The sequence below is a fragment of the Pseudomonas sp. GR 6-02 genome, assembly GCF_001655615.1.
GTDB lineage: Bacteria > Pseudomonadota > Gammaproteobacteria > Pseudomonadales > Pseudomonadaceae > Aquipseudomonas.
Genome location: NZ_CP011567.1, coordinates 4,210,759 through 4,223,604 on the forward strand (window position 1 = coordinate 4,210,759; position 12,846 = coordinate 4,223,604).

The 12,846-nt window shown below is 62.8% G+C and carries 12 protein-coding genes; 10 read left to right on the plus strand and 2 right to left on the minus strand.

Annotation, left to right across the window (positions count from 1 at the left end):
- Positions 1-5 precede the first annotated feature (5 nt).
- A complete protein-coding gene (locus PGR6_RS18525; RefSeq protein WP_018925445.1) occupies positions 6-842 on the minus strand; it encodes an IclR family transcriptional regulator in 837 nt (278 codons plus the stop codon).
- A gap of 243 nt (positions 843-1,085) precedes the next feature.
- Between PGR6_RS18525 and PGR6_RS18530 the strand changes: the two genes are divergently transcribed.
- From PGR6_RS18530 to PGR6_RS18570, 9 genes are all read left to right on the plus strand, one after another.
- Positions 1,086-2,111 carry an ABC transporter ATP-binding protein gene (locus PGR6_RS18530; protein ID WP_064618870.1) on the plus strand — a complete coding sequence of 342 codons (1,026 nt, stop codon included), beginning with the start codon at positions 1,086-1,088 and terminating at the stop codon, positions 2,109-2,111.
- Positions 2,108-2,977 (plus strand): ABC transporter permease, encoded by an 870-nt coding sequence (locus tag PGR6_RS18535; protein WP_019648426.1) that lies wholly within the window; start codon positions 2,108-2,110, stop codon positions 2,975-2,977. The genes PGR6_RS18530 and PGR6_RS18535 overlap by 4 nt, the downstream gene beginning before the upstream one ends.
- A gap of 6 nt (positions 2,978-2,983) precedes the next feature.
- Entirely contained in the window at positions 2,984-3,778 is a 795-nt protein-coding gene (locus PGR6_RS18540) for an ABC transporter permease (RefSeq protein WP_019580025.1), read from the plus strand.
- Between the two features lie 7 nt (positions 3,779-3,785).
- A complete protein-coding gene (locus tag PGR6_RS18545) occupies positions 3,786-4,076 on the plus strand; it encodes a (2Fe-2S)-binding protein (protein WP_018925441.1) in 291 nt (96 codons plus the stop codon).
- Positions 4,073-5,428 carry an FAD/NAD(P)-dependent oxidoreductase gene (locus PGR6_RS18550; protein ID WP_064618873.1) on the plus strand — a complete coding sequence of 452 codons (1,356 nt, stop codon included), beginning with the start codon at positions 4,073-4,075 and terminating at the stop codon, positions 5,426-5,428. Before PGR6_RS18545 ends, PGR6_RS18550 begins: the two co-directional genes overlap by 4 nt.
- The gene (locus tag PGR6_RS18555; RefSeq protein WP_064618877.1) at positions 5,425-6,540 is read left to right on the plus strand and encodes an NAD(P)/FAD-dependent oxidoreductase; all 1,116 of its coding nucleotides are present in this window, start codon (positions 5,425-5,427) and stop codon (positions 6,538-6,540) included. Before PGR6_RS18550 ends, PGR6_RS18555 begins: the two co-directional genes overlap by 4 nt.
- A gap of 18 nt (positions 6,541-6,558) precedes the next feature.
- Positions 6,559-7,605 (plus strand): ABC transporter substrate-binding protein, encoded by a 1,047-nt coding sequence (locus PGR6_RS18560; RefSeq protein WP_018925438.1) that lies wholly within the window; start codon positions 6,559-6,561, stop codon positions 7,603-7,605.
- A gap of 256 nt (positions 7,606-7,861) precedes the next feature.
- Positions 7,862-8,989: a cell division protein ZapE gene (gene zapE / locus PGR6_RS18565; protein WP_064618881.1), complete on the plus strand. Its 1,128-nt coding sequence runs from the start codon at positions 7,862-7,864 to the stop codon at positions 8,987-8,989.
- Positions 8,990-9,070: 81 nt separating this feature from the next.
- Positions 9,071-10,375 (plus strand): leucine-rich repeat-containing protein kinase family protein, encoded by a 1,305-nt coding sequence (locus PGR6_RS18570; protein ID WP_064618884.1) that lies wholly within the window; start codon positions 9,071-9,073, stop codon positions 10,373-10,375.
- Between the two features lie 68 nt (positions 10,376-10,443).
- Here PGR6_RS18570 and PGR6_RS18575 read toward each other — a convergent pair whose 3' ends face one another.
- Entirely contained in the window at positions 10,444-11,148 is a 705-nt protein-coding gene (locus PGR6_RS18575) for a YebC/PmpR family DNA-binding transcriptional regulator (protein WP_007940960.1), read from the minus strand.
- Between the two features lie 232 nt (positions 11,149-11,380).
- Between PGR6_RS18575 and PGR6_RS18580 the strand changes: the two genes are divergently transcribed.
- Positions 11,381-12,811, plus strand: coding sequence for a type VI secretion system Vgr family protein (locus tag PGR6_RS18580; protein WP_064618888.1), 1,431 nt, complete (start codon positions 11,381-11,383; stop codon positions 12,809-12,811).
- Positions 12,812-12,846 lie beyond the last annotated feature (35 nt).

Sequence of the window (12,846 nt, forward strand, 5' to 3'; positions counted from 1 at the left end):
TGTGGTCACCCCTGCCCAAACACCTGCGAAGGCCTGCGCAACAGCGGGTCGAACGGGTTGATCCGCGGCCCGATCAACGCCGCTTCGCGCTTGAGCATTTCCACCACGGTCGGCAAACGATCCGGCCCCAGGCGATCACTGATCGTGGCTACGCTCAACGCCGCCACCGCCCGGCCGTCGCGATCGAGGATCGGCACGGCCACGCCGGCCATGCCCTGCAACACGCCGGTGTTGCGCCCGGCGTACCCGAGCGCGCGCACATTCTCGACTTCCGAGCGCAGGAACACTTCGTCATACAGGTGAAAATCCTTGAGCCGCGGCAAGTTGTAGTGAATCACCGTGTCGCGTTCCTCTTGCGGCAGGAATGCCAGAATCGCCAGGCTGCCCTGACCCACGCCGAGCGCCACCCGCCCGCCGATGTCACCGGTAAATGTGCGGATCGGAAACGGCCCTTCACTGCGGTCCAGACAGATCGCATCAAAGCCACTGCGCGCCAGCAAAAACAGCGAATCGCCCAGCGATGCCGATAACCGCAGCAATGCCGGCCGCGCCAGTTCTCGCAGGTTGTTGGTATTGCCGGCGCGGGCCGCCAAGGCAAAAAACTCCAGGCTCAGGCGATAGCGTTTGCTGCGGGCGTCCTGCTCGACCATGCCCTCGTCCATCAAGCTGCGCAGCAAGCGGTGGGTAGTCGGTTGCGACAAGCCGATGCGCTGCGCCAGTTGCGTCACGCGTTCGCCGCCCTCGACGGTGTCACCCAGGCTGCGCAGCACCGCAAACAGTCTTGAGACCGCACCGACACCGACTTCATTTTTGTTTTCATTCCGATCAGTGGAATCTGACATTTGATTTCTCATCAATAAATTTACTCACTGAATAAAACTGAAAATAGTCATCGCTTCAGTGAAATAGGTTATTGAGCCCATCCTATTCTTCGTCCTACTCTGCGTCCATACAGGGGCGATTCGAACAACAACGGCAGCCGACACATGTCGAGCGCCAACGCACCCCGCAACATCTTTTCGTATCTGCCCATACAAAAAAGCGCGCCGTTGGCGACGCATAACAATCTCAGGTGGAGCGCAGTCATGGCTTTTGTGCAGCTTGAAAACCTCGGCAAACGATATGGCGAGATCGACGCAGTCGTCGCCACCAACCTGTCGGTGGAAAAAGGCGAGTTCGTCTCACTGCTCGGCCCCTCCGGCTGCGGCAAAACCACCACCCTGCAAATGATCGCCGGCTTCGTCGAAGTCAGCAGCGGACGCATTGTGCTGGACGGTCGCGACATCACCCACGCCAAACCCGCCAGCCGTGGCCTGGGCGTGGTATTCCAGAGTTACGCGCTGTTCCCGCACATGACCGTGCAAGACAACGTCGCCTTCGGCCTGCGCATGCGCAAAGTGCCCAACGGTGAGTTGCAGCAACGGGTGGACCGAGTGCTGAAACTGGTTCGCCTGCACCAGCACGCCGAGCGTTACCCGCGAGAGCTTTCCGGCGGCCAGCGCCAGCGTGTTGCACTGGCCCGGGCGTTGGTGATCGAGCCGCCGGTGTTGCTGCTCGACGAACCGCTGTCCAACCTCGACGCCAATTTGCGCGAAGAGATGCAGTTCGAAATCCGCCGCATCCAGCGTGAAGTCGGGATCACCACGCTGATGGTCACCCACGACCAGTCCGAAGCGCTGTCGATCAGCGATCGGGTGGTGGTGATGCAGGCCGGGCGCATCACCCAGATCGACGCCCCTTACACCCTCTACGAACACCCGCGCACCGAGTTCATTTCCGGGTTCGTCGGCAAAGCCAATCTGCTGCCCGGTGAGCGAGATGGCGCCGGCGTGGTTCAGGTGTGCAACACCGGCAACGGTGAACTGACGTTAAGCCTGCGCCCGGAGAAAATCGATCTGCGGGAAAAAGGACATGGTCGTCTGCAAGGCAAGATCGCCAGCCGCTTCTTCCTCGGCAGCCAATGGTTGTACGGCGTAACGACAACCCTGGGCGAACTCTGCGTGGTGCGCCGCAACGACGGCTCGGCGCCACTGGCCGAAGGCACGGCGGTCGGCCTCGACTGGGACGCGGCACTGCTGCGGGTGCTGAGTGTCGACGAGGTGTCGGCATGAATACGCTCGCCGCCATCCGCCAGGGACGCCAAGGGTATGTGTTGTCGGCGCCGGCCCTGGCGTTGTACGTCGGCCTGCTGGCGATCCCGCTGCTGCTGACGCTGGTGTTGTCGTTGAACGTCTTCGACTACAGCGCGGGGATCAACAGCGACGCCTACACCTTCGCCCATTACAGCAGCCTGCTGGGCGATCCGTACTTCTACGAGATCTTTCTGCGCACGATGTGGATCAGCGCCCTGACCACCCTGCTCTGCGTGCTGATCGGCGTGCCCGAGGCCTACATCCTCAGTCGCATGGGCGCACCGTGGCGTTCGATTTTCCTGATTCTGATCCTCACGCCGCTGCTGATTTCGGTGGTGGTGCGGGCGTTCGGCTGGAGCCTGTTGCTGGGCGCCGACGGGCTGGTCAACCAGACCTTGCAAGCCTTCGGTGGCTCACCAATGAAGCTGCTCTACACGCCGTTCGCGGTGGTGATCGCGCTGGTCCACGTGATGCTGCCGTTCATGATCATTCCAGTCTGGACCTCGCTGCAAAAACTCGACCCGGCCGCCGAGCAGGCTGCGCTGTCACTGGGCGCCAGCCACTTCACGGTGATACGCAAAGTGGTGTTGCCGCAGGTCATGCCCGGCGTGCTCTCCGGCACCTTGATCGTGTTCGGCCTCGCGGCCAGTTCCTTCGCCATTCCCGGCTTGCTCGGCGGACGCCGGCTGAAGATGGTCGCCACGCTGATCTACGACCAGTACCTGTCGGAGCTGAACTGGCCGATGGGCGCCGCGATTGCCGTGGCCCTGCTGTTGCTCAACCTGCTGATCATGCTGTCGTGGAACCGGATGATCGAAGGCCGCTACAAGAAGTCATTGGGATAATTCGTCATGTCCAGAAACGGTCCTTTCGCCCTGCTGTTCCATGCCCTGGTGGTGCTGTTCATGCTCGCGCCGCTGGTGGTGGTGTGCCTCGTCGCCTTCACCCCGGAAAACACCCTGAGCCTGCCGACCACGGATTTCTCCCTGCGCTGGTTCCGCGCCGTGTTCGAACGCGCGGACTTTGTCGATGCGTTCTACAACAGCCTGATCCTGGCGTTCAGCGCGGCCAGTCTGGCGACGCTGATTGCGGTGCCGGCGGCGCTGGCGATCACCCGCTTCGAGTTCCCCGGACGGGACTTTTTCAACGCCCTGTTCCTGTCGCCGATCATCATTCCGCACCTGGTGCTGGGGGTGGCGTTGCTGCGCCTGTTTGCGCTGATGGGCGTCAACGGCAGCTTCGCCTGGCTGATCTTCGCCCATGTGCTGGTGATCACACCGTATGTGTTGCGGCTGGTATTGGCGTCGGCCATCGGCCTGGACCGCAGCGCCGAACACGCCGCGCAATCCTTGGGTGCCGGACGCTTCACGCTGTTCCGGCAAATCACCTTGCCGATGATTCTGCCGGGGGTCGCCGGTGGCTGGCTGCTGGCGTTCATCAACAGTTTTGACGAGGTCACGTTGTCGATCTTCGTCACCTCGCCGGCCACGCAAACCTTGCCGGTGCGCATGTACGTGTACGCCACCGAATCCATCGATCCGATGATGGCGGCGGTGTCGGCCCTGGTGATCGCGCTGACCGCGCTGACGATGATTCTGCTCGATCGGGTCTACGGCCTGGATCGGGTTCTGGTGGGTAAACAATGAGGGCGCCATGGCTCTGCTGAAACGACTGGCCGAAGGCGACCGCCCGGCCCTGGACTTTACCCTCGACGGCGTGCCTGCCAGTGGCTTGCTCGGCGACACCCTGCTGACCGCCGTGCTGACCTGCAGCGAACACCTGCGCGGCAGCGACTTCAGCGCCGAACCCCGCGCCGGCTTTTGCCTGATGGGCGCCTGCCAGGACTGCTGGGTACGCCTGGGCGATGGCCGCCGGGTGCGGGCCTGCTCGACGCAGCTTGAAGCCGGCCAGCAGGTCAGCCGCGAACCGGGGCGCTCGGTATGAACGCGGTGGTGATCATCGGCGCCGGCCCCGCCGGGATTCGTGCGGCGCAGACGCTGGTGGCGCATGGCGTGCGCCCGGTTCTGCTGGACGAAGCCGCACGCGGTGGCGGGCAGATTTATCGGCGGCAACCGGCGAACTTCAAGCGCTCGCCCGTCAAGTTGTATGGCTTCGAAGCCCCCAAGGCCAACGCGCTGCATCAAACCATCGACGCACTGCGTGAACAACTCGATTACCGCCCCGACACGCTGGTATGGAACGCCGAGGCCAACGCACTCGACACCTTGCACGATGGCCGCGCCATACGCGTGGCGTTCTCCCGGGTGATTGTCGCCACGGGTGCCACCGACCGGATTCTGCCGGTGCCGGGCTGGACGTTGCCGGGGGTGTACAGCCTCGGCGCGGCGCAGATCGCCTTGAAGTTTCAGGGCTGCGCCATTGGTGAACGCGTGGTATTCGCCGGCAGCGGACCATTGCTGTACCTGGTGGCGTATCAATACGCCAAGGCCGGTGCCAACGTGGTCGCGGTGCTCGACAGTTCGCCGTTCAGCGCTCAGGCCCGCGCCCTGCCCGGTCTGTTGTCACAACCGGCTACCCTCGCCAAAGGCCTCTATTACCGCACCTGGCTGACCGCCCACGGCATCCCGGTGCATCAGGGCGCCAGCTTGTCAGGCATCGATGGCCAACAGCGTGTGCAATCGCTGATCTGGCGCAACGCAAAAGGCCAACATCGAATCGACTGCGACGCCGTCGCCTTCGCCCATGGCCTGCGCAGCGAAACCCAACTCGCCGATCTGCTGGGCTGCGAATTCACCTGGAACCCGCTCAACCGCGCCTGGCTGCCACAGCGCGACAGCGCCGGGCGCAGCAGTGTCGCCGAGGTGTACCTGGCGGGTGACGGCGCCGGCATCATGGGCGCCGACGCGGCGGAAATGGCTGGCGAACGGGCAGCCCTGGCGCTGCTCGAAGACAGCGGTTACCTGCTCCCGCCGCAACGTGCCACCCAGCTGGAACAGTCGCTGAAAGCAATCGGCAGATTCCGCCAGGGTCTTGAGCGTGCCTTTGCTTTCCCCGAAAGCTGGGCCGCCGACGCTGCGGATGACCTGATGATCTGTCGCTGCGAAGAAGTACGCGCCGGCGACATCCGCCAGGTGGTGCGCGAAGGTCATTGGGAGATCAACCGGGTCAAGGCCCATTGCCGGGTCGGCATGGGTCGCTGTCAGGGCCGGATGTGCGGGGCCGCCGCCGCGGAAATCATTGCCTGCGAAAGTCAGCGTTCGGTAGCCGACATCGGTCGGTTGCGGGCTCAGGCACCGATCAAACCCTTGCCGTTCGGTCTGGAGGTCGAGCCATGATCGAGGTCGAGGCGGTCATCATTGGCGGCGGCATTGTCGGGGCCTCCGCCGCCCTGTTTCTGAGCAAGGCTGGCCGACGCGTAGCGCTGCTGGAACGAGATTTTTGCGGTTCGCATTCCAGCGGTGTGAACTATGGCGGCGTGCGTCGTCAGGGCCGGCCGCTGTCGCAATTGCCGTTGTCGCAACGGGCCCACGAAATCTGGGGACAGCTGCCGCAATTGATCGGCATCGACGGCGAGTACCAGCGCAGCGGTCACTTGAAACTCGCCCGCAGTCTCAACGATTTACGAGCGTTGCAGGATTACGCCGCCAGCAGCCAGGGGTTCGGCCTCGATTTGCAACTGTTCGACCGCAGTGAGTTGCGCGCACGTTTTCCGTGGGTCGGAGACGTCGCGGTCGGTGCTTCGCTGTGCCCGGACGATGGCCACGCCAACCCGCGCCTGGTGTCTCCGGCGTTTGCCCAAGCGGCACGTCGGCATGGCGCGCAGGTGCATGAGCAATGCGCAGTCACGGCGGTGGAACACAATGGTCAGCGCTTTCGCGTCAGCACTCAATCCGGCCTCGAACTGCGCGCCCCCTGGCTGCTGAACTGCGCCGGCGCCTGGGCCGGCAACCTTGCCGCGCAATTCGGTGAAGCGGTGCCGATGCACGCCGGGCACCCGGCGATGCTGGTCACCGAGCCGTTGCCGCTGGTGATGAATGCCAGCACCGGCGTCGAAGGCGGCGGCATCTATGCCCGTCAAGTCGCGCGGGGCAATTGTGTGTTGGGCGGCGGTCAGGGCTTTGCCCTTGATGGTGCCCGCACCCGACCTGGTCAGAGCGCGGTGATCGAGATCCTGCGTCAGGCCGTCGAGCTTTACCCGTTTCTTGAAGGCGCCCAGGCGATTCGTACCTGGAGCGGCACCGAAGGTTATTTACCCGACCGCCAACCGGTGATCGGTCACAGCAGCACCCAACCCGGTCTGTTGCACGCATTCGGCTTTGCCGGCGCGGGCTTTCAGATCGGGCCTGCGGTGGGCCAGGCGCTCACCGAGATCATCTGTAGCGGCGCGTCAAAGACGCCGCTGGATGCGTTTTCCATCACCCGGTTTCACTCCATCTCCGTAGCTTGATAGAGGAAGGTCGCGCCAATGAATAACCTCAAACGCACTGCACTGCTCGGTTTGTCCTGCATGAGCGCCCTGCTCACGGTCACTCAGGCCCACGCCGAACCGACGCTTTACCTGGGCATGAACGGCGGGACCATGGAGCGGCTCTACGCCGACAAGGTGCTGCCGGCTTTCGAGAAAGCCAATAACGTCAAAGTGGTGATTGTGCCGGGGACCTCGGCCGATATTCTGGCCAAGGTCCAGGCCAGCAAAGGCAACCCGCAATTGCACGTGATGTTCCTCGACGACGGCATCATGTACCGCGCCATTGCCATGGGCCTGTGCGACAAACTCGAAGACAGCCCGACCCTGGCGCAGATTCCGCCCAAGGGCCGCATCAAGGATCAAGCGGTGGCGGTCAGCCTCGGCGTTACCGGGTTGGCGTACAACACGCGGCTGTTCAAGGAAAAGGGCTGGAACGCGCCGACCTCCTGGATGGACATGGCCGATCCGCGCTTCAAGGACAAACTGGTGTTCCAGTCGATGGCCTCCTCGACCTTCGGCCTGCACGGTTTCCTGATGTTCAACCGGATTCAGGGCGGCAGCGAGACTAACGTCGAACCGGGGTTCAAGGCCTGGCCGAACACCGTCGGGCGCAACGTGCTGGAGTACATTCCGAGCTCGGCGAAAATCTCCGAAATGCTCCAGACCGATGAAGCGGCGCTGTTCCCGCTGACCCCGACCCAGGTCACCGCACTGAAACTCAAGGGTATGCCGGTGGAATATGCGCAGCCGAAGGAAGGCTCGGTGGTGCTCAACGTGGCCGAATGCGCCATCGCCAACAACACCCAGCCAGAACTGGCGCAGAAACTCGCGGCCTTCTTGCTGACGCCTGCCGCACAGGCTGCGGCGCTTGAAGACGGCGATCAGATTCCGTCGAACCCGAATACGCCAACCACCGACAAGACCCGCGGTCAGGTCGAGGCAATGAAACACTATCTGGAAACGGCGATTGCCATCGATTGGGATCAGGTCAACGAACAGCGTCCGACGTGGAATGACCGGTGGAATCGCAGTATCGAGCGCTAACCTCGAAGATCAGGTGAGAGGGCTTTTGTGGCACGGGAGCTTGCCTGTGGCGAGGGAGCTTGCTCCCGTTGAACTGCGCAGCAGTTCCTTTTTTGGGGCCGCTTCGCAGCCCAACGGGAGCAAGCTCCCTCGCCACAAAAGCCTTCTCGACACAAAAGCTTGGTCGGCAGCAGTGGAAGGGAAATTACCCACTTGGTTAAACTACGCCGCTGCGGCTCAGGGGGAGCCGGCCTGAAGATTACGGGGTGACATCACATTGGCCGTACGACCGCCCAACCGTCCGCAACTCACACCACGCTGGTCCGCGCTACGCCGTTTTTTCGGCAAGGCATTCGCGGCGCCATCCAGTGGCAGCGCGCAAGGCCGGGTGATCCACGACTACTTCCGCCACAAGGCCCATGTTCAGGGCTACACCCTCAGCCACAGCCAGTTGCGCGTGATCGACTGCATGGCGCAGCGCGCGTCGGCGCTGCCGGGGTCATCGGCGCCACTCCCCGGACTTTACCTCCATGGTGCGGTCGGGCGCGGCAAGAGCTGGCTGCTCGACGGTTTTTTCCAGGCCATCCCCGCCACGGCAAAACAGCGCCTGCACTTCCATGAGTTTTTTGCGCAGTTGCACCAGGGCATGTTCAGCCATCGCGATCAGCCCGATGCGCTGGCAACCACCCTCGACGAACTGCTGCAAGACTGCCGGGTGCTGTGTTTCGATGAATTCCACGTGCATGACATCGGCGATGCGATGCTCATCACGCGGTTGTTCAAGGCGCTGTTTCGCCGGGGGATTCTGCTGCTGGTGACCTCAAACTACCCGCCGGAAGGTTTACTGCCCAACCCGCTTTACCATGCCCGTTTCAAACCGGTGATCGACCTGATCAACACGCGCATGCAGGTGATGGAAGTCGGCGGCCCCCATGATTACCGCAGTCAGGCGCGACCCCGTGCGCAGCAGCTGTTTACCCAGGGCCAGTACGTCTGGCCGGCCACGGTGAGCCAGCGTCAGGCGCTGCACCTGCTCGAACACGACGCACCGCCCATTCGGCTGCCCGTCGGGACACGACACCTTCAAGCCCGATACTGCGAAGGGCGAACCATTGGCTTCACCTTCGCCGACTTGTGCGAACACCCCACCGCCGTCATGGACTACCTGGAACTGTGCCGTCGCTTCGACCGCTGGATCATCGACAAACTGCCCAGCCTCGCCGGCTGTTCAATCGCCGCCCAGCAACGCTTCATCAACCTGATCGACGTCTTGTACGACCAGGACAAACACCTGATTCTGCTCGGCCACCAGTCATTGCGCGAATGCCTGGATGGCGATGCCATCGACCTGGCGCGCACGCGCAGCCGGCTGGGGCAGTTACTGGAAGTCAGGGAACTCGCCTGACAGCCACCACCACTTTCCCGCTATCATGTCGCCCATTTCCAGGCCCCAGCGCCTTCCTTCAGATCAATAGCGAACCTGCCTATGCACACCCTCGCACAACTGCGCGCCGGCCAACTGTCGGGTATCACCCGCCTGGACCTGGTCTGTGGCCTGACCGAATTCCCCCGGGAAATCTTCGACCTGGCGGACTCGCTGGAAGTGCTCAACCTCAGCGGCAACGCCTTGCGCAGCCTGCCGGACGATCTGCACCGCCTGACCCGTTTGCGCGTGCTGTTCTGCTCGGACAATCAGTTCACCGAACTGCCCGCCTGCCTCGGCCAGTGTACGGCGCTGACAATGATCGGTTTCAAGGCCAACGCCATCGAACACGTGCCGGCCGCCGCCCTGCCGCCGCTGTTGCGCTGGCTGATCCTGACCGACAACCGCATCACGGATCTGCCAACCGAACTGGGCGAGCGCCCGTACCTGCAAAAACTCATGCTCGCCGGTAACCGCTTACAGCGTTTGCCCGAGAGCCTGAGCCACTGTCATCGACTTGAACTGATCCGCATTGCCGCCAATCAGCTCACCGAGCTTCCCGAATGGCTGCTGACCCTGCCGGGCCTGACCTGGCTGGCGTACGCCGGTAACCCATTGGAAACCGAAGCCGATGCGGCCGCACTTGAAGCCACGACGAGCATTCCCTGGTCCGAGCTGAGCCTGGAGCAGAAACTCGGCGAAGGCGCGTCGGGGGTCATTCATCAGGCGCTGTGGGAGCAGACAAAACAGGTCGCGGTAAAACTCTACAAAGGCGAGATGACCAGCGACGGCTCGCCGTTGCACGAAATGAACGCCTGCATCACCGCCGGCATCCACCCTAACCTGATCCGGGTCGAAGGGCGGATCGTCGGGCACCCACAGGCGCAAGCCGGGCTGGTGATGCAACTGATCGATCCGAGCTACCGCAACCTGGCCAGCCTGCCGAGCCTGGCGTCCTGCTCCCGCGACATCTATGCCGACGACACCCGGTTCAGCGCCGGCGTGGCAATGTGCATCGCCAGTGGCATCGCCTCGGTGGCCGAACACCTGCACCGCCAAGGCATCACCCACGGCGACCTCTATGGCCACAACATTCTGTGGAACGAGCATGGCGATTGTCTGTTGGGGGATTTTGGCGCGGCATCTTTCCATGCCACCTCGGACAGCCTTGAAAGCCGCGCGCTGCAACGGATCGAGGTACGGGCGTTCGGGATTTTGCTGGGAGAATTGCTGGAGCGGATCGACTCAGGGTTGAGCGCTGAACAGCGGGTCGCGTTAGAGGATTTACAACAGCGCTGCTGTCAGCCGGATGTGTTGGCGCGGCCGGGGTTCAGTGAGGTGGTGCGGGAGATGGCCGCGTTCAACTAGCGGCAAATATAGAACCTGTGGCGAGGGAGCTCCCTCACCACAGGTTAAATCACAACGGTCAGAACCGCTTAACCCGCCAACCCGACAAACATGTCCTGCACGTCATCGTGGTTATCGAGGCCTTCGAGGAACGCTTCAACTTCTGCCATCTGCTCGTCGCTCAAGCCGCTCACCGGGTTCTTCGGTTGATAACCCAACTTGGCCGACAACACGGTGAAGCCTTGCTCCGGCAGCGCTTTCTGTACCGCATCCAGGTCCGCAGGGTCGGTCAGGAACAGCGTCGCGCCGTCTTCGCCCGGCTCGAAATCCTGGGCGCCGGCTTCGATCGCGGCCATTTCCGGATCGGCGTCAGGGCTGTCCGGGGACGCCTCGATCATGCCGACGTGGTTGAAGTCCCAGGCCACCGAACCGGAAGCGCCCAACTGGCCCTTGCGGAACGCCACGCGGATTTCAGCGACGGTGCGGTTGATGTTGTCAGTCACGCATTCAACGATCAGCGGCACCTGATGCGGTGCGAACCCTTCATACGTCACGCGATGGTATTGCACGGTTTCGCCGAGCTGGCCGGAGCCTTTCTTGATCGCGCGTTCCAGGGTTTCGCGAGGCATCGAGGCTTTTTTCGCCTGTTCGACCACCAGACGCAGGTGTGCGTTGGTGGCGGTATCGGCACCGTTGCGCGCAGCAATGGTGATTTCCTTCACCAGTTTGCCGAAGATCTTGCCCTTGGCGTTGGCTGCCGCTTCTTTGTGTTTAACCTTCCACTGTGCGCCCATTACTCACTCTCTTGATCTGTGGCGCCGAGACATCTATTGGCCGACGCGTAGCGCAAGTTTATACGGCCTAAAGATGCCAATCGACCAAAAAATTCCAACATCTTCAGCCCACGACGGGTCGACATCTTCACCAGCGTTTGTAGGGCGATTCTGAAAAGTCGATTTGCGGTGACGCTTCAGGGCTATGGTTTCGTACCCTCTGCGCCCGTTCTCCAAGGCAGAAGCGCGCTCGATGCACAACGACAAGGAAAGCCCCTACACCCTGACACTCCTCGACGGCGGTCTGAGTTTGCAGGTGTTGCAGTTCAATGGCCGCGAGGGCCTCAACCAGCCCTATCGATTCGACATCGAGGTGATCGGCCTCGCGCCGGCGATGAACCTGGATCGGTTGCTGCAACAGCCGGCGTTCCTGAGGCTGTCGGCTGATCAGGGCATTCACGGCGTGATCCACAGCGTCAGCCGCGAACATCGCGGCCCGTATCGGGTCGGCTACTCGCTGGTGCTGGCGCCACACGTTCAACGACTTCAGCTGCACAGCTCGCGTCGGGTATTTCATCGTCTCAGCGTGCCGGCGATCGTGCGTCAGTTGCTGGAGGAGCATCAGCTGCCCGAGCACAGTTATCGCTTCGACCTGACCAGCGAGCACTACCCGCTGCGGCCTTTCTGCATTCAATACGATGAGAGCGATCTGGCCTTCATGCAGCGGCTGTGTGAAGAAGAAGGCATCCACTTCCACTTCGAACATCAGCACGACGGGCACGTGCTGGTCCTGGCCGATGACAGCCTGAGTTTCCCGCAGGAACCGCTGCTGATGCCGTTCCATGCCGACGTGTTCAACGACCCGCTCTTGCCGGCGATCAGCGAACTGTTCCAGCGCCATGACCCGGACCCCGCCCCGGCACAATGGGATGCCAGAAACCGCGGCGCGCACGTGATCGGCGACGGCGCGGCCAACCACCCGCTCACCGGAACGGGCCCGGTTACGGCAAGACCTGCGCCCGAACAGCTTCATCGCGAACAGCTGGGCCGCCGCTCGCTGGAACGCCTGCGTTGCCAGCACCGGCAGATCCACGGCCAAAGCACCCTGAACGAGCTGCGCAGCGGACGAATCGTACAAGTGGCGCAGCACCCGCTCTCGAGCTTCAACGATCAGTGGCTGCTCACCAACATCCAGCACCAGGGGCAGCAGCCGTCGATTCTCGCCGAGGACAAGCCCGGCCATGACATGGCCGGGCGCTACAGCAATCGCTTCACCGCCATTCCCTGGTCAACGGTGTTCAGGCCGGCGCTCAAACAGGTCAGGCCGAGCATCCCGGGCTATCAGACCGCCCGGGTGCTGGGCCCCGTCGGGCAACCGGCGGCACTCGATGAGCAAGGCCGAATACAGGTCTGCTTGTGGCCGAAACCGGGGTTCGAGGCGGATGAGTCCGTTGGGCTCTGGCTACCGATCGCCCTCGCAGCACCGGACGGTCGGATCGATCCGTCCAGGCTGCCCTTGGCCGGCACCGAAGTGTTGGTCAGTTTTCTCGACAGCGACCCGGACCGGCCGGTGTTGTGTGCCGGCATGAGCCACCTCCAGCCTTCCCGTCCCGCTCCCGAGCCGCGCCGCGATGCGCATCTACTGCTCGACTGGCTGATCAACCGCTCGGATCCCATGCCGTGATTTTACCGGGCCGCTCCCACAGGAATTTATGCTGG